Source organism: Bradyrhizobium sp. SSBR45G, assembly GCF_030159255.1.
GTDB lineage: Bacteria > Pseudomonadota > Alphaproteobacteria > Rhizobiales > Xanthobacteraceae > Bradyrhizobium.
The window spans coordinates 26,329-43,003 of record NZ_BSCT01000017.1 but is presented as its reverse complement, the minus strand read 5'-3'; the positions used below and the strand labels follow the sequence as shown (position 1 = coordinate 43,003).

The 16,675-nt window shown below is 66.3% G+C and carries 16 protein-coding genes; 6 read left to right on the top strand and 10 right to left on the bottom strand.

Annotation, left to right across the window (positions count from 1 at the left end):
• Nucleotides 1–7: 7 nt before the first annotated feature.
• The 8 genes from QQL87_RS19940 to QQL87_RS19905 are packed head-to-tail and all read right to left on the bottom strand — an operon-like array spanning nucleotide 8 to nucleotide 8,437.
• Complete coding sequence (locus QQL87_RS19940) at nucleotides 8–1,762, bottom strand: FAD-dependent oxidoreductase (RefSeq protein WP_284420449.1); 1,755 nt, start codon at nucleotides 1,760–1,762, stop codon at nucleotides 8–10.
• 30 nt (nucleotides 1,763–1,792) lie between these two features.
• Nucleotides 1,793–2,854, bottom strand: a complete 1,062-nt coding sequence (locus tag QQL87_RS19935; RefSeq protein ID WP_284420451.1) for a branched-chain amino acid ABC transporter permease — start codon at nucleotides 2,852–2,854, stop codon at nucleotides 1,793–1,795.
• A gap of 10 nt (nucleotides 2,855–2,864) precedes the next feature.
• On the bottom strand, nucleotides 2,865–3,728 hold the full coding sequence (locus QQL87_RS19930) for a branched-chain amino acid ABC transporter permease (protein WP_284420452.1): 864 nt from the start codon (nucleotides 3,726–3,728) through the stop codon (nucleotides 2,865–2,867).
• Entirely contained in the window at nucleotides 3,725–4,432 is a 708-nt protein-coding gene (locus tag QQL87_RS19925) for an ABC transporter ATP-binding protein (RefSeq protein WP_284420453.1), read from the bottom strand. Before QQL87_RS19925 ends, QQL87_RS19930 begins: the two co-directional genes overlap by 4 nt.
• A complete protein-coding gene (locus QQL87_RS19920; RefSeq protein ID WP_284420454.1) occupies nucleotides 4,432–5,151 on the bottom strand; it encodes an ABC transporter ATP-binding protein in 720 nt (239 codons plus the stop codon). The genes QQL87_RS19925 and QQL87_RS19920 overlap by 1 nt, the downstream gene beginning before the upstream one ends.
• Nucleotides 5,152–5,174: 23 nt before the next feature.
• Nucleotides 5,175–6,455 carry an ABC transporter substrate-binding protein gene (locus tag QQL87_RS19915; protein ID WP_284420455.1) on the bottom strand — a complete coding sequence of 427 codons (1,281 nt, stop codon included), beginning with the start codon at nucleotides 6,453–6,455 and terminating at the stop codon, nucleotides 5,175–5,177.
• Between the two features lie 42 nt (nucleotides 6,456–6,497).
• Nucleotides 6,498–7,568 carry a maleylacetate reductase gene (locus QQL87_RS19910; protein ID WP_284420456.1) on the bottom strand — a complete coding sequence of 357 codons (1,071 nt, stop codon included), beginning with the start codon at nucleotides 7,566–7,568 and terminating at the stop codon, nucleotides 6,498–6,500.
• Nucleotides 7,565–8,437 (bottom strand): dioxygenase family protein, encoded by an 873-nt coding sequence (locus QQL87_RS19905; RefSeq protein WP_284420457.1) that lies wholly within the window; start codon nucleotides 8,435–8,437, stop codon nucleotides 7,565–7,567. Before QQL87_RS19905 ends, QQL87_RS19910 begins: the two co-directional genes overlap by 4 nt.
• A 97-nt stretch (nucleotides 8,438–8,534) precedes the next feature.
• Here QQL87_RS19905 and QQL87_RS19900 point away from each other — a divergent pair, with 97 nt between their 5' ends.
• Complete coding sequence (locus tag QQL87_RS19900) at nucleotides 8,535–9,482, top strand: LysR family transcriptional regulator (RefSeq protein ID WP_284420458.1); 948 nt, start codon at nucleotides 8,535–8,537, stop codon at nucleotides 9,480–9,482.
• A gap of 341 nt (nucleotides 9,483–9,823) precedes the next feature.
• On the opposite strand, the gene QQL87_RS19895 is transcribed toward QQL87_RS19900, so the two are convergent.
• Nucleotides 9,824–10,732, bottom strand: a complete 909-nt coding sequence (locus QQL87_RS19895) for a GntR family transcriptional regulator (protein ID WP_284420459.1) — start codon at nucleotides 10,730–10,732, stop codon at nucleotides 9,824–9,826.
• Nucleotides 10,733–10,824: 92 nt separating this feature from the next.
• Between QQL87_RS19895 and QQL87_RS19890 the strand changes: the two genes are divergently transcribed.
• The 5 genes from QQL87_RS19890 to QQL87_RS19870 all read left to right on the top strand — a co-directional run bounded on the left by QQL87_RS19890 (nucleotide 10,825) and on the right by QQL87_RS19870 (nucleotide 15,784).
• Complete coding sequence (locus tag QQL87_RS19890; protein ID WP_284420460.1) at nucleotides 10,825–11,760, top strand: hydroxymethylglutaryl-CoA lyase; 936 nt, start codon at nucleotides 10,825–10,827, stop codon at nucleotides 11,758–11,760.
• Complete coding sequence (locus QQL87_RS19885; RefSeq protein ID WP_284420461.1) at nucleotides 11,757–12,977, top strand: CaiB/BaiF CoA transferase family protein; 1,221 nt, start codon at nucleotides 11,757–11,759, stop codon at nucleotides 12,975–12,977. The genes QQL87_RS19890 and QQL87_RS19885 overlap by 4 nt, the downstream gene beginning before the upstream one ends.
• A gap of 48 nt (nucleotides 12,978–13,025) precedes the next feature.
• Nucleotides 13,026–14,072, top strand: a complete 1,047-nt coding sequence (locus QQL87_RS19880; RefSeq protein ID WP_284420462.1) for an ABC transporter substrate-binding protein — start codon at nucleotides 13,026–13,028, stop codon at nucleotides 14,070–14,072.
• Between the two features lie 86 nt (nucleotides 14,073–14,158).
• A complete protein-coding gene (locus tag QQL87_RS19875; protein ID WP_349817286.1) occupies nucleotides 14,159–14,917 on the top strand; it encodes an ABC transporter ATP-binding protein in 759 nt (252 codons plus the stop codon).
• A 15-nt stretch (nucleotides 14,918–14,932) separates the two neighbouring features.
• Nucleotides 14,933–15,784 (top strand): ABC transporter permease, encoded by an 852-nt coding sequence (locus tag QQL87_RS19870; protein WP_284420464.1) that lies wholly within the window; start codon nucleotides 14,933–14,935, stop codon nucleotides 15,782–15,784.
• 76 nt (nucleotides 15,785–15,860) lie between these two features.
• Here QQL87_RS19870 and QQL87_RS19865 read toward each other — a convergent pair whose 3' ends face one another.
• Complete coding sequence (locus QQL87_RS19865) at nucleotides 15,861–16,556, bottom strand: GntR family transcriptional regulator (RefSeq protein WP_284420465.1); 696 nt, start codon at nucleotides 16,554–16,556, stop codon at nucleotides 15,861–15,863.
• Between the last annotated feature and the right edge of the window lie 119 nt (nucleotides 16,557–16,675).

Below are 16,675 nucleotides of genomic sequence, written 5' to 3'. Positions count from 1 at the left end.
TCCTCTCTCAGTTCGAAAGTATCTGCTTGAAGACGCGGCGCAACTCCGCGGCCGGGTCCTCGGCCAAGGTCTCCCGCCGCCAGCACACATGCTGATCCGGACGCGTCAGCACGACACCGCCGTCCCTGACTTCGCGCAGCCGCACCCAATCGCCGTTGAGGTCCTGCCAGGTCTGGCGCGGTCCGATCACATGCGCGTCGATCTCGATGCCGAGGTCCTTGCCAAGCTTTTTTGCGGCCGCGGCCCAGGCTTCGCCACCAATGCCCGTGAGCACGGTAAACTTGCCATGACCGGCGAGGTCCAGCGTCGATATCTTCTCGCCATCCTTGCCGAACAGCCAAGCGTGCGGCAGCCGTGCGCCCGGCCACGTGGTCTGCTGGAAGTGCAGCTCCGGGTCCTTGGTGAACACAGGCTCCGCCTGCCCGTCGGTCACGATCGCCTCGGAGCCGTAGCGGTGATTCATCTCGACGCCGTGCGCATCGAACTCGTAGACCTTGCTGGCGATGGTCTCGCGGATCCGGGCGCGCTGCCGCTCGGCATCCTCGGTGCGGTCGCAGCGCGCGTCCATGTTCTGCTGCATTTTGACGGGATCAATCGAGTCCAGCAGGCCGAGCGCCTGGAAGATCGGGCCGAACTCCTCGATCGACTTGTTGGCGCGGGTGACGATCTGTTTGGCGATCGGCGCGCGCTCGACCGTGTAGCTGTCGAGCAGCTTCGGGCCGGCGCGATCCTTGATCACATAAGCGAGCTTCCAGGCGAGATTGAAGGCGTCCTGGATCGAGGTGTTCGACCCTAGTCCATTCGATGGCGGATGGCGATGGATGGCGTCACCCATGCAGAACACGCGGCCGTTCGAGGTGCGCGTCGCGTACATGTTGTTGACGGTCCAGGTCGACACGGATTGAAGCTCGATCTCAAGCTCCTGGTCGCCGACGAGGTCGCGCGCCACCTTGATCGCGAAGGCTTCGTCGACGTCAGGCGCCGGCTGGTTGATGTCGTAGCCCCACACGATCAGCCACTCGTTCCAGGGCCGGACCATGCGCACCAGCCCCATGCCGATGCCGCCGACGTCGGCGCCGGGCTGCACCACCCAATACAGCACCGATGGCCGATGCGCGACATAGCGCGACAGGTCCGCCTTGAACAGGATGTTCATGGACCCACCGACGCCCATCTTGCCCTCGAACGGCAGCTCGGCGTGCTGGGCCACAAGCGAATTGCCGCCGTCGGCACCGAGCAGATATTTCGAGCGCACCGTGAGCGTCTTGCCGGTCAGGCGATCGAGCAGCGTCGTGGTGACGCCGTCGGCATCCTGCACATGGCTTTCGTACACCGTCGACATCCGCGCCTGCGTTCCGCGCGAGCACGCGGTCTTGAACAGCAGCGGCTCCATATAGGTCTGCGGCAGGTCGTTCATCTCAGTCGGCGAGGACAGCTGATGCTCGGCGCGCGACAGCGGATGGGTGCCCCAGGTCTTCAGCCGGCCGATCTCCTCGCCGGCCAGCGAGGTGCAGAACACGTTCTCGCCCATGATGTCCTGCTCGGAGGCGAACATGTAGGCCTCGTCCTCGACGTCGCGGCCGAGATCGCGCAGAACTTCCATGGTGCGCTGATTGGTGATGTGGGCCCGCGGCGTGTTCGCCAGCCATCGGTAGCGGTTGACCACCATGTTCTCGACGCCGTAGGTGGACAACAGCGCCGCGGCGGCGGAGCCAGCCGGACCGGTGCCAATGATGAGAACGTCTGTCGTGATGTCGGCCATCGGGCCCTCCCTGTCGTCTGTTGTTGATGGTCAGGTCTCGAGAGATCCGCCGCGCAGCAGGCGGCGAACCGGTAGCAGTTGGATGCCGGTCCGGCTTGCGAACAGGCCCCACAATCCTTGCGGCGCGAACAGCATGATGACGATGCCGATCAGCCCCAGCGCCAGCAGGTAGATCGAGCCGAAATCGGCGAGCAGCTTCTGCAAGCCGAAGAAGATCAGCACGCCGACGATCGGGCCTTCGATGGTGCCGATGCCGCCGATGACGACGATGAAGATGACATAGGCCGTCCAGTCGATCACCGAGAACGCCGCGTCCGGCGAGATCCTGGCCTTCTGCACATAGATCAGTGCGCCGACCAGTCCGGTCAGGAAGGCGCTGGTCAGATAGACCATCGCCCTGAGCCGTCGCGCATCGACGCCGATGGCGCGCGCCGCCTCCTGATTGTCGCGGACGGAGGCCAGCGCGAGGCCATGGCGCGAGCGCAATAGACGATACACGGTGAAGATCGTCGCGACCGCCAGCAGCAGCGCCAGCCAGTAGCAGATCACGTCCACCGCCTGCGCTGGCCGGACTCCCAGCAGGCGCTGCACGAGATCGGTGCCGAACATGGCCCGCGTGGCCGTGCCCGGCAGCGAGGTGCCGGTGCCGCCGCCGAGCGTCTTCCACTGCGCCACGACCAGCCGCACGATCTCTGCGACCACCCAGGTGCCGATCGCGAAATAGGCGCCCTGCAGGCGAAAGGCAAAGAAGCCCGCGGGGATGGCGAGCAGCGCCGCCGCCACGCCGCCCAGCAACATCGCAAGCAGCGGATCGAGCTTGAGCAGAACGACGCCGGCGAACATCGCGTAGGCGCCGAGGCCGACGAAGGCCTGTTGACCGACCGAGACCAGCCCCGCGTAGCCGGCCAGCAGATTCCAGCTCTGCGCCAGCACCAGCATGGTCAGGATGAAGAACAGGTCCTGCAAGGTGGCGCGCGGCAAATAGATCGGCGCCACCAGTCCGGCGATCACGATCAGCGCTGCGATGACGGCGAACACGGTCGAGGCCTTGGTCCTCGTCTCGACACGCCAGGGGATGGTCCGTCCGTGCATCGTCGTGCTCCTAATCGACCGCGCGGGGGAAGAAGCCGCGCGGACGGACCAACAGCACCAGCACGAAGGCGACGTGTCCGGCGAGGATCTGCCATTCCGGATTGATCGCGCCGCCGATCGTTTGCGCCACGCCGAGGACGACGCCGCCCGCCAAGGTGCCCCACAGCGAGCCGAGACCACCCATGATGACGGCCTCGAACGCGTAGATCAGGCGCGCCGGGCCGATCGTCGGATCGAAATTGGCGCGGGTGCCGAGAAACACCGCGGCGATGGCGACGATCGCCATGGCGATGCCGGTCGCGACCGCGAAGGTGCGATGCGGCTTGATTCCCATCAGCCCGGCCGTGACGGCGTCATCCGACGTGGCACGGAAGGCGCGGCCGAGCTCGGTGCCGTAGAGCACGCGGTTCAGGATCAGGATCACGGCGACGGCGGACGCGAATGTCAGCATCGGCATCACACCGATCGTGAGCGGCCCGATGGCGACCGACGCAGTCTCCAGAACGCCGGAGGGAATGCGGCGGCTGTCCGCCGAGGAGGCCTGCAGCAGCCCGTTCTGAAGCACGACCGAGAGACCGAAGGTGACCAGCAGCGGCGGCAGGATATCGGGACCGAGGGTGCGGTTGAGGACATAGGACTGCAGCAGCCAGCCGGCGGCGAACATCACCGGCATCGCGATCAGCACGGCAAGGAACGGATGCAGGCCGAGCGTGCTGACCAGCACGAGGATCAGATAGGCCGCGAGCACGATCAGGTCGCCATGCGCCAGATTGACCAGCCGCATGATGCCGAACACCAGCGACAGGCCGGCGGCGAACAGCGCGTAGAGGCCGCCGAGCAGCGCGCCCTGCAGGATGGTATCCGCCCAGTTCATGCATGCGCTCCGAAATAGGCGGCATGAATGGCGTCGCGGCTCAGCTCCGCCGGGCGCCCGGTCAGAGTCACCCGCCCCTCCATCATGCAATACAGCCGGTCGGCGACCTTCATCGCCTGGCCGATATCCTGCTCGACGATCGCGATCGATGCGCCGCTGTTGCGGATCGCGGGAAATGCCGCGTAGATGTCCTTGATGATGATCGGCGCCAGCCCGAGGCTGAGCTCGTCGCAGAGCAGCACGCGCGGATTCGACATCAGCGCCCGCCCGATCGCCACCATCTGCTGCTGGCCGCCGGACAGCGCGGTGCCCGGCGTATTGCGCCGTTCCTTCAGCACGGGAAACAGCTGGTAGATCGTCTCGAGCGACCACGGCCCATCGGTGGCGCGGCCGTAACGGCCGATCAGCAGGTTCTCCTCTACCGAGAGCGACGGAAACAGCTTGCGTCCTTCCGGCACCATGGCGATGCCGAGCCCCATCACCTCCGGCGCGCTCATCGCGCCGATCGGACGGCCCTCGAACAGGATCTGATCCGCGCCATTGCGCAGCACGCCGGAGATCGAGCGCATCAGGGTCGACTTGCCGGCCCCGTTGGCGCCGACGATGGCGATCGTCTCACCGGCTTCCAGCGTCAGGTCGACGCCGAACAGCGCCTGGAAGTCGCGGTAGAAGGCCGTCAGCCCATGGGTTGCGAGCAGCGCCATCAGACCTCGATCCCCAGATAGATTTCGCGCACCGCGCTGGAGGCCATGATCTCCTCCGGCTTGCCGATGCCGATGACCTTGCCGAAATTGAGCACCAGCAGCCGTTGCACCACGGCGTTCAGCGCATGCAGCACATGCTCGATCCAGACGATGGTGACCCCGGTGTCGTGGATGCTGCGCACCGTCTCGACGAGAGACTGGCATTCGGCCTCGGTCAGACCACCGGCGATCTCATCGAGCAGCAGCAGCTTCGGATCGGTGGCGAGCGCGCGGGCAAGCTCCAGCCGCTTGCGCTGCAGGAGGCCTAATCCGCCGGCAAGCATATTGGCGCGATCGATCAGTCCGGTCTTGACCAGGATCTCGGCGCAAGGGTCGGTCACCTCCGACTCCGCCTTGCGCGATCCCATGCTTGCTGCCACCACGAGGTTCTCGAACACGGTCAGCTTCTCGAACGGCTGCGGGATCTGGAAGGTGCGTCCGACGCCGGCGTGACAACGCGCCATCGGCGGCATCCGCGTGACGTCGGCCCCGTCGAAGGAGACGCGGCCGGCATCGACGCGGAGATTGCCAGTGATCAGGTTGAACAGCGTCGACTTGCCGGCGCCGTTCGGCCCGATGATGCCCAGCGCCTCGCCCGGCGCGACGCTGAAGGTCACGTCGTCCGTGACCTTCAGCGCGCCGAAGCGCTTGGCGACATGATCGAGCTCGAGGATGGGCACGTCGGATGCTCCGCGTTCGATCGTCAGGCGATCGGCTCCATCTTCCCGCCCGCAGGAATGTTCAGCGCGGTCTTGTTGTCGGTGATGACGAGGTCGTAGCCGCCGCCGTCCCTGAGGCGCCACTGCCCGCCGACCAGCGGCGTCTTGCAGACGTTCTTCGCCGCGAAGGGCGGCAGCTTGGCGCCGTTCCATGCGATCGGACCGACGATTGTGTCGAGCTTGGTCGCTGCGACCGCCGCAATCATCTTGTCGGCATTGGTCGGATCATCGACGCGCTTGAGTACGTCAGCCGCGATCTCGAACAGCGCGTGCACGAAGCCGATCGGCTGCGTCCACGGCCGCTTCGTCGCTGCCGTGAAGCCGTCGGCGAGCTCCTTGGCCGATGCGCCCGTCAGCGACGACTTGAACGGATGGCTCGGCGTCCACCACACTTCGGAGGACAAATTGTGACCCTGCTTGCCCAACGCTTCCACCGCTTGCGGGAATAGCAACGCCTTGCCGATCGAGGCGATCTTCGGCGCAAAGCCCTTCTGCTTCGCTTGATTCCAGAAGGTGGTGAAATCCGGCGGGATCATCACGCCGGTGACGATCTCGACATTGCCGGACTTGAACGCATTGATCTGCGCGGAGAAGTCGTCCGACAGATTCTGGTAGCGGCCGGGATCGATCAGTTTGTAGCCCTTCTCGGTCAGCACCGGCGGGAAGCCAACCTTGCTGTCGCCCCAGGCATTGCCGTCGCCGTCGTTGGGGAAGAGACCGCCGACCTGCTTGTTGGTCGAGAGCTGCGCCCACATGTTGGTGAAGACGGCGATCACATCCTCCAGGCCCCAGAAGAAATGATAGCTGGAGCTGAACGGCTTCCAGGACGCGGGATCGCCGGGATTGCCCTGCTGGCCGATGAACCAGGGCTGCCACGGCGCGACCGTTGAGATGCACGGCAGGCCCTCGGACTCGCAGGTCGTCGACACCGGATTGGTCGTCTCCGGCGTCGAGGCGACGAGCATCAGGTTGACCTTGTCGCTGACGATCAGCTCCTTGGCGACCTCGGCGGCGCGGTTCGGATTGGACTGGCTGTCCTTCACGACGACCTGGACCTGAAGTCCGGCGGCTTTCGCTGCCGAGAGGAAGCCGTCGATGATGAACTTGTCGGCCTCGGCGAACGCCGCCAGCGGGCCGCTCTGCGGGCTGACATAGCCGATCTTCGCCGCCTTGCCCGCCGCCAGCGCCGGCTTGAAGAGCGTATCGGTCGCGGAGAGCAGGCCGCCCACGGCGGCCGTCTCGAGGAGCCTTCGTCGCGTGATCATGGTTCGTTTCCTCCGTTTTATTATTTGCAAGTAACGCTGGTTCTAGAGCGGCGGTTCTGTCCCCGCCCACGCGTCCTGCAGCAGCGCGCGGATCTCTGCCTGGCCGAATGGTCGCGGGTTGGCGTAGGGACTGCGGACCGCAATCGCAGCGGCGCGATCGAGATCCGGCTCGGTCAGTCCGAGATCGCGCAGCCTCGTCGGCGCGCCGAGCTGTGACGCGAAGCGATGCAGCGCCTTGCCGGGCGCAGCACCACCGAGCGCGTCGGAGATCGGCTTCAGCAGATCGCCGACGGCGGCCGCGTTGAAGCCGACGGTGTGCGGCAGCAGGATCGCATGCGTCTGCGCGTGCGGCGTATCGAAGCTGCCGCCGAGCGTGTGGCAGAGCTTGTGATGCAGCGCCATCGAGGCGCCCCCGAGCACGGCACCGCAGAGCCACGCGCCATAGAGCGCGTCGGCACGGGCGGGCTTGTCCGAGGGGTTTGCCACGACCGCCGGCAGCGCGCTGGCGAACGCTCTGATCGCATCGGCGGCCATCAGCGACAGGATCGGATTGCGATCGGCCGCATAGAGCGCCTCGGCCGCATGCGCGATCGCATTCAGGCCGGACGACACCGTCATCTCCTTCGGCAGCGTCAGCGACAGGTCGACGTCGTAGATCACGGTCTCCGGCAGGATCGCCGGATCGCGCCGCGTGGTCTTCTCGCCGTCTTTGGTCTCGCCGAGGATGTCGGTCATCTCTGACCCGGCATAGGTGGTCGGAACCGCGATCTGATCCGCGCCGGTGCGCAACGCAATCGCCTTGCCGAGGCCGATCGACGAGCCGCCGCCGAGCGCGATGACGCAGTCGGCCCTGCTCTGCTCGAATGCGGCGATCGCCTCGCGCGTGACATCCACCGGCGTATGCATCACCGCGCCGGCGAAAACGCCGGCCGTGGCGCTGCCGAGCCGATCGGCCAGCGCGTCGACGTCCTTGCGCTGCTGCGGCGTCGCGAGCAGCAGCGCGCGCTTGCGGCCCAGCCGATCCATCTCAGGGGCGAGTTGCGCCAGCGTGCCCGATCCGAACACGACACGCGAGCGGATGCCGGGAAAGACGAAGGCGCGGGTGCTGGTCATGTCATACTCCTCGTCTTGGGCGCGCGCGCCATCACGAAGCTGAAAGAGAGGCTCCAGGGCACGTCCTTGCGTCTGGTGCGCTGGAAATCGGCGAGCAGACCCGGCTTCACGCAATGCAGCGCGTCTTCGGTCGCCGCAGCCTCGGCCCGGTCGAACAGCTGCGTCGTGATCTGCTCGAATCCATCGGCCGAAACGATGAAGTGGATGTTGGCCGGCCGGCGCAACGGGCAGCCGAGCCTGCCGAGCAGCGCGCCCGCTGGGCCGTCTGTCGGAACTGCGTAGCTCGCCGGCTTGACGGTGACATAGTTGAACGAGCCATTGGCATCGGTCGTAAAGACGCCGCGGAGATTGCAGTCGGGCTGCTCGTCCGGCTGCTGGTTCTCGAAGAAGCCTTGCCCGTTGGCCTGCCAGGTCTCGACGACGGCGCCGGCAATCGGATGGCCGTCGAGATCGACCACCCTGCCTTGGACCACCAGCGGCTCGCCGATGCCATCGAGACAGATGTTCGCGCCATTGGCCCGGCGCGGCGCGTCTGCACGATAGAACGGCCCGCGCGGCGCGTTCGGCGTCGCGCCCGGAGGACGGCGGCTGTTGATGTCCTCGACCAGCGCTGTCGCGCCGATCAGATCGGCCAGCAACACCCATTCCTGCCGATTGTCGGTCGTCGCGTCACCGACGGCGGCCAGATAGGCCATCGCCTCGCGCCACTCGGCCCTGGTCGGGCGCAGTTCGCGGATGAGCTGATGGATGTGGTCGACGACGGCGATCATGCCGGTTGCGAGCCGCCCGCTCCCGACGCGCGCGATGCGCTCCGTCACGACGTCGCTCGACCGCTCGCCATCACGATCGATGGGCAGCTCCTGCCGCATCGTCCCTCCCCGCACGCGTTTCCTCATTTTCAGGAACGGTAGCAGGGCCCGGCCGGAGCATTGATGATTTCTTCGCGAGATAATATAGCAGATCGTTATGAAGATCGACGAACGCCATTTGGTCCAGCTCGCGGCGGTCATCAATGCCGGCGGGGTCACAGAAGGCGCTGCGCTGCTCGGCATGACGCAGCCGGCGGTGTCCCGCACGCTCGCCGCGCTGGAAAAGCGGCTGGGCGAGCCGCTGTTCGTGAAGGGCCGGCGGCCGCTGCGCCCCACGCCGTTCGGCCGCGCGCTGGCCGATCACGGCCAGGCCATGCTGCTCGCCTCCCGCAAGGCGTCGGAGCTCATCGACAATTTCCGCCTGGGACGCGCCGGCACCGTGCGGGTCGCGGGCACGCAGTTCTTCATGGACGGGCTGATCTCGGGCCTGATCGCCGAGTTCCACAATGCCCATCCCGACGTGCGCGTGATCCAGAGCTACGGCTACATGCCCGACCTGCAGGAGGCCATCCGCGCCGACCGCATCGACCTGGCGATCTGCCCGGTCGACGTGCTCGACGGCACCGATCTCGAATTTCAGAGCATCCTGCCCGGCCGCAACGTCGTGGCCTGCCGCGTCACCCACCCACTGCTGCTGAAGCGCAAACTGAAGGGCCCCGAGATCCTCGATTATCCCTGGATCGCGCCGCCGCCGCACAGCCCGCTGCAAGCTGACATGCGCGCATTGCTGCTGTCGTTCGGATCGACCGGCGTCAACGTTCCCTATGTCGGCGGCTCGCTGGCGAGCGCGATGAACTATCTGAAGCGCACCGACGCGCTCACGATCCTGCCGCACGGCGTCGTCTTCGCCTATCGCAAGGAGCGCGAGATCACCGCGCTGCCGCTGCGCGTGCCTCACCCCGAACGCGCGCTCGGCATCCTCCGGCTTGCCGGCAGCCCGCAATCACCGGCCGTGGCAGCGTTCGCCGAATCTGTCGCGAAAGGCTTTGCGAGCCTTTCGGAGCTGATCCGGCGTCACGAGCAGTCGGTGGTCTGGAAGGGGTGAGCGGCGCAACGTCGAACGCGCAGCGCTCACCAACATGCGGCTATACGCGCTTCTACCAACTGGATTACATCCGAGCTGAGTTCGAAATGTGAGACCCCCGCTCGCTGCAATCATGCCCAACAATTCGCGCTTGCCTTCGTTCTCCCGATGAGAGGCCCGGCGCCGCTCGTTGCGCAGCGACGACGGTCCGCCTCACGCATGAGCAAGAATGGCACCTGGATCCAGCTGCGATCCGCTGCTCGGCTTCAGGCGCGAACACTACTCTTCTTCCTGGACACAGATCTAACTCCCAGACGGTCCGCTCAATCTGCGCCAAAGCCGCACCCGCGGACCTCAACTTCTCAAGACCGCCGTGAGGATAGCGGCCGCTGGAGATGACGGCGCATCAGCTCGGCCGCGTCGACATTGCACCCCGCTTCGAGCAGATCGAGCAGGCGAAGATGCTCCTTGACGTGCCGGCGCATGCCATCGCGATCGGCGAAGCTGCGATAAGCGAACAGGCGGCGGATCGAGTTCACCCGCCGCAGCGAGTCGACGAAAAACGGGTTGCCGGCGCCACGCGCGAGTTCCTCATGAAACTCGCAGCCCGACTGATAGACCTCGCCGATCGTCATCTTGTCGAGCTCGCCGCCAAGCACGCGCTGCTGATGCTGGCGCAGTCGTTCGGTGACCTCCCGGTCGAGGCGGAAGCCGGGCTGCAGGATCGCCGCCGGCTCGATCACGGCGCGGAACGCCGCGGCCTGCGCCTGGGCCTCCGGGCTTGATAGCGTGTCGGCGAAGCGCCAGCCGTAGCCAGGCAGCCGTGCGATCCAGCCCTCGGCGGCGATGCGATCGAGCAGCCGCTGCAGCTCGGTGCGGCTCAGCTCATAGCGGCGCATCAGCTCCGCCTCGGTGACGTCGGAGTCGATGCGCCGGTCCAGAACGTCGGCTGCAATGTCGGCATAGGCCTGCTCGCCGCGGCTAACCGCGGCGAGCGTAGGCCGCGCCGCGCCGCTCGTCGGACTCTGGGTCAGAACGAAGCCGCGATTGGGCTCGCCACGCGCCAGCCCCGCGGCCTCCAGCGCCTTCAATCCAAGCCGGATCGGCGCGCGCGACACGTCGAGCGCATCGGCAAGCTTCTGCTCGATCAGGCGGTCCCCTTCCTTCATGCCTTCGCGGCGGGCGAACGCCAGGATCAGGCCGGCCACGTGCTCGGCCCGGTCGGTGGTGGCTGTGCGCGCCGAGGGGGGCGCTGCGTCCGGAGCGGTCATGACGCGAATGAGATCCCTTTTGCCTTGACAGATCGCCACATAGATTGTTCTTTATCCGTAAAATCTACAATATGAGCGGGGAAGGAGCGCCGATGATCCGGGAGCCGGATGTCCATATCTGCGAGGTCGCGCCGCGCGACGGCCTGCAAAACCTCGACGTGTTCGTGCCGACCGACGCGAAGCGCGCGCTGATCGACGCCATCGTCGCTGCCGGCGTGCGCGAGATCGATGCCGGCTCCTTCGTGCCGCCGAAGGTGGTGCCGCAGTTTGCCGACGTCGATGCCGTGATGGTTCATGCGCTGTCTCATCGCGATACGAGGATCGGCGCGCTGGTGCCGAATTTCAAGGGCGCCGAGCGCGCCATCGCCGCCGGGGTCAACAGCATCTATTTCGTGATCTCGGCCAGCGAGACCCACAATCGGGCCAATGTCCGCCGTACCGTCGCCGAGCAGGTCGAGGCCTTCCGCGCCGTCCGCGCGGCAATCGACGCCCGGCCGGGGGCCGACAGGCCGCAACTGATGGGCGCGATCTCCACCTCGTTCGGCTGCTCGCTGGAAGGCGACATCAGCGAGGCCGCGGTCTGCGATCTGGCGCGCCGTTTCGCCGAGGCGGGAGCCGACGAGATCGGTCTCGCCGACACCGTCGGATATGCGACGCCGACGCTCGTCCGGCAGATCGTCACAGCCGTGCGGCGCGAGATCGGCCCGCATGTGACGCTCCGCCTGCATCTGCACGACACTCTCGGTGCAGGCCTCGCCAACGCGGTCGCCGGCCTCGAGGCCGGCATCCGCCGCTTCGATGCCGCGGTCTCCGGCCTCGGCGGCTGTCCGTTTGCGCCGGGCGCACGCGGCAACATCGTCACCGAGGACCTCGTGTTCATGCTGGAGCGCATGGGGCTGTCGACCGGGATCGACCTCGAGCGGCTGATGCTGACGCGCGACATTCTGGCCCGTCACATCGCGCCGAGGCACCTCACCGGCCATCTGCACGAGGCCGGCATCCCCAAGATGCTGCGGTGGGTGGCATGATCAGCACCGCCGCAGATCACGACGCTCCGCTTCGTCCGCTGGAGGGCGTGCGCGTCGTCGAGTTCAGCCAGATGGTGATGGGGCCGAGCTGCGGGCTCATCCTCGCCGATCTCGGCGCCGACGTGATCAAGGTTGAGCCGCTCAAGGGCGATCGCACCCGCTTCTTCAAGGGGCCGGCGGCCGGCTTCTTCGCCACCTACTGCCGCAACAAGCGCAGCATCGCGCTCGACACCTCGACGCCGCAGGGCCAGAGCGTCGCGCGCAAGCTGATCGCGCGCAGCGACGTGCTGATCGAGAATTTCCGGCCCGGGCTGATGAAGCGCATCGGGCTCGACTACGAACAGGTTGCCGCGTTCGCACCGCAGCTGATCTACTGCTCGCTGAAAGGCTATCTGCCCGGTCCCTACGAGAACCGCCTCGCGCTCGACGAGGTCGTGCAGATGATGGGCGGGCTCGCCTACATGACCGGCCTGCCGGACCGGCCGATGCGCGCCGGCGCCTCCGTCAACGACATCATGGGCGGCATGTTCGGGGTGATCGCGATCCAGGCCGCGCTCGCCGAGCGTCAACGCACCGGGCGCGGCCGCTACGTGCAGAGCGCGCTGTATGAGAATAACGTGTTCCTGATGGCGCAGGCCATGATGTACGAGATCGTCACCGGCCAGCCATCGATCCCCTATTCGATCAAGGACAGCCCGTGGCCGGTCTACGACCTGTTCGACACCAGGGACGGCTCGAAGCTGTTCGTGACCATCGTCGGTGAGGAGCAATGGGTGGCGTTCTGCCGCGCCTTCGCGCGCACCGAATGGCTGGACGATCCGCGCTTTGCCACCGCGCAAGGCCGGGTCGATCATCGCGGCTGGCTGATCCCCGAGATCGCCGCGATCTTCAAGACCTTGAACAAGGACGATCTCGCCGCCGTGCTCGAGCGGCTCGAGCTGCCTTACGCGCCGGTCAACAAGCCCGGCGACCTGTTCGACGATCCGCACCTCAATGCGTCCGGCGGCCTGACCGAGATCCGTCTGCCGGACGGGCGCCACACCAAGACGCCGGTGCTGCCGATCTCGCTGGACGGACAGCGGCTGCCGAACCGCTACGATCCGCCCGATGTCGGCGCGCACACAAACGCCGTGCTGGCCGAGATCGGGCTGGCGCCCGAGGAGGTCGCGGCGCTGGAGGCGGACGGCACGATACTGGCCGCGAAGTCGTCTGCGTAGCAGCGACGTCGCACGTCGTCAAAAACATAAGGACTGCGGGAGGATGTCATGACGATCACACGGCGCCGGGCGCTTGCGTCCGGCGCGGCACTCGCAGGCAGCTCGCTGCTGCCGGGACGGCTGCTGGCCGAGACCAAGCCCGCGACGATCGCGTTCGGCCCGGTCTCGCCGGTCTATGCGATCGCGATGATCGCGGAACTGAAAGGCTACTTCAAGGATGAGGGCCTCGATCCCAAGCTCCTGACCGGCAATTCCGGCACGTTCGGCCGCCAGACGCTCGCCGCCGACCAGGCACTGTTCGCCCATGGCGATGCCAGCCACCCGCTACAGCTCACGGCGCGCGGCAAGCCGTGCAAGATCCTGCTCGCGACCGAGATGGTCTGCTCCTACGCCAACATCGTGGTGCGCCAGGATCTCTACGACAGCGGCCTCACCTCGGTCGAACAGCTCGCCGCCTACAAGCGCCCGGATGGCGCCAAGCCCGTCCTTGCCGCCACCGCAATCGGCTCGGGGACCTGGGTCTACGGCACCTACGTGTTCGAGTCGCGCGGTCTCGGCGACAAGGTGAATTGGGTCGCCGGCGGCGGACCAAACACGATGTTTCCGTCGCTCCAGACCAGGCAGTTCGACGCCATCATGGCGCCGCCGAGCTGGATCGTCGAGATCGAGAAGAAGGGCTTTGGCAAGGCGATCTACGACACCTCGAAGCCTGGCGTGTTCGAAAAGGATTTCGGCGGCACGATCCCAGTGCTCGTCCTCTACGCGCTGAAGGATACGGTCGAGCAGGACAAGGCGCTGGTGCAGGCGTTCGTCAATGCCATCTACCGCACGATGGCCTGGGTCAAGGCCGCGCCGCTCGCCGAAGTGCAGGGACTGGTGGCGCCGAAGTACTTTGCAGGCATCGATCCCGATGCAGTCCGCGCCGAACTCGGCTTCGACATATCCACCTGGGCCTATGATGGCAGCATCGACAAGGCGGCCTACGCGCGTGGCGCCAAGCCGTGGTACCGCAAGGGGACCGACATTCCCGAGATGGCCTATGAGGACATCGTCGACTCCAGTTTCCTCGCGGCAGCAAAGGCGAAATACAAATGATGCCGCCTTCTGGTCCAGGCCTTGCCGCGGTGCGAGGCACGGAGAACCCCGCCGCGGGACGAACACGAATTGGGGTCCAGGGGCTGATGAAGACGTACAGCACCGGCGGCAGCGAGTTCGTCGCCGTCGACAACGTCTCATTCGACGTGCGAGAGGGCGAGTTCGTCGCCCTCCTGGGCCCGTCCGGCTGCGGCAAGAGCACGATTCTCAACATGGTGGCCGGGCTATTGCCGCGCTCAGGTGGACGCATCCTGATCGACGCTGACGGCGTCGAGGTGGGCAAGGTGAATCCCCGCGTCGGCTATGTGTTTCAGCGCGACACGCTGTTTCCGTGGCGAACGGTCGAGCAGAACATCGGCTACGGCCTCGAGATCGCCGGAGTGTCGAAGCCGGAGCGGACGGAGCGCGTCGCCGAGGCCATCGGCAAGGCCGGGCTGGAAGGCTTCGGCCGCAGCTTTCCGCGCATGCTGTCGGGCGGCATGCGCCAGCGCGTGGCCCTGATGCGCACGCTCATCCTCGCACCCGAGATCCTGCTGATGGACGAGCCATTCGGCGCGCTCGATACCCACACCAAGCTGGAGATGCACAAGACGCTGCTCGAGATCTGGGAGCGCGAGCGGCAGACGGTGCTGTTCGTGACCCACGATCTCGGCGAGGCGCTGACGCTCGCCAGCCGCATCATCCTGCTGTCGGCCCGGCCGGGCCGCCTCAAGGACGATTTCGAAGTGTCATTCCCCAGGCCGCGCGATCCCGTGAGCCTGCGCGAGACCGCCGAGTTCGGCCGGCTGTATTCCCATATCTGGCATTCCCTGGGCGAAGAATTCCGCCGCACCAAGGCTGACTGAGAAGGCAGACCGATCATGTCGACCCGCCGCGCCGCCATCCTGTTCTGGCAGATCGCCATCCTGATCATCGTGCTCGTGGTCTGGCAGTGGGGCTTCGAGTGGAGCAAGGCGCTGCTGCCGAAAGCCTATGTGCCGAAGATCCTCGATCCCTACTTCGTCGCAAAGCCCTCTCTGATCTGGCAAAGTTTTCTGCGCCTCGGCTGCTTCAGCGATCCCGCCGGCGTGGTCGCCTGCATCGGAGCCACCGACAACAATCTGTGGACCGCGACCCTCGTCACGCTCAAGAATACCTGGTGGGGCTTTCTGTTAGGCGCGCTGAGCGGCATCGCCGCCGGCGTGGTGCTCGGGCGCTCGGACTTTCTCGCCCGCGTATTCGGTCCCTACATCATCGCGCTCAACTCGATCCCGCGCATCGCGCTGGTGCCGCTGGTGATCCTCATCTTCGGCCTCGGCGATCTCTCCAAGATCGCGACCGCGTGGCTCGTCGTGTTCTTCGTGGTGTTCTTCAACACTTTCGAGGGAACCCGCGCGGTCGACCGCGACCAGATCGCTGCGGCCCGGCTGATGGGCGCGAACGAGCTGACCGTGCTGCGCACCGTGGTTGTTCCGTCGGCCCTGGCCTGGGTGTTCGCCTCGCTGCTTCCCGCGGTCTCGTTCGCGCTCGTCGGCGTCATCGTGGGAGAGTTCATCGGCGCCGAGCGCGGGCTCGGCAAGCTGATCATCGAGGCCGAAGCGCGGGCCAATGCCAGCGAGATGATGGTGGCGATCTTCATCATGATGTTCGTCGGCATCCTGCTCGCGCTCGCGGTGCAGTCGCTGCAATCCTATCTGCTGCGCTGGCAGCCGCAGTTCGAGCCGACGCCGTGAGCACTTCCCGATCAGCACGACCTCGTCGTCTTGGACAGGGCCGGCCTCCAGCGCTCTCAACGCGTTGATGATCGGCCTACTCCGCCGCGCGCGACTTCGCCGCCGCGCGACCGGCAGCCGCCGTGCGCTGCCGCTCGGCAAGGCCGAGCACCATGTCGGAGAAGCGCTCGCCCTGCGCCAGAACGTGGTCGTGCAGCCGGGTCGCGGCGAGCTGCTCGTCGCCGGCACGGATCGCCTCGAGCACGCCGGCATGCTCCTGCAGCGATTGCAGCAGGCGGTTGCGCGCGCGCAGCTGAATGCGGCGATAGGCGCTCAGCCTCTTGTGCAGCGCCAAGGCCTGATCGGCAAGAAAGCCGTTGCAGCTGGCGCGATAGATCGCCTCGTGAAAGATCCGGTTGTCGGCGTAGTACTGCTCGCTGTCGCCGGCCTGCGCGGCCACCGCGCAGGCGCGGTGGGCCGCTGACATCGCCGCGTCGTTCTCGGGGGTGAGCCGGCGCGCGGCGAGACGGCCGCAGGCGCTCTCGATCTCGGCCATGGTCTCGAACATCTCGAACAGCCGCGTCGGCGTGGGCACGCTGACGATCGCGCCGCGGCGCGGCCGGACATCGATGAAGCCTTCCGAGCCGAGCTGAAGCAGCGCTTCACGGATCGGCGTGCGCGACACCCCGAATCTCTCCGCCAGCGAGGCCTCGTCGAGCCGGTCGCCAGGCAGGAATTCCCCTGCAATCACAGCGTCTTCGATCGCCTGCTTCAGTCGAAAGGCTTGGCTCATTGCATGCACTCTCTGGCCAAATTCCATACCACACACTTGACAGAAGATACAGCATGCAATCAATATATGAATTGTATGCAATAAGACAATATAAACATGCAATATGGCAAGGGGAGGTA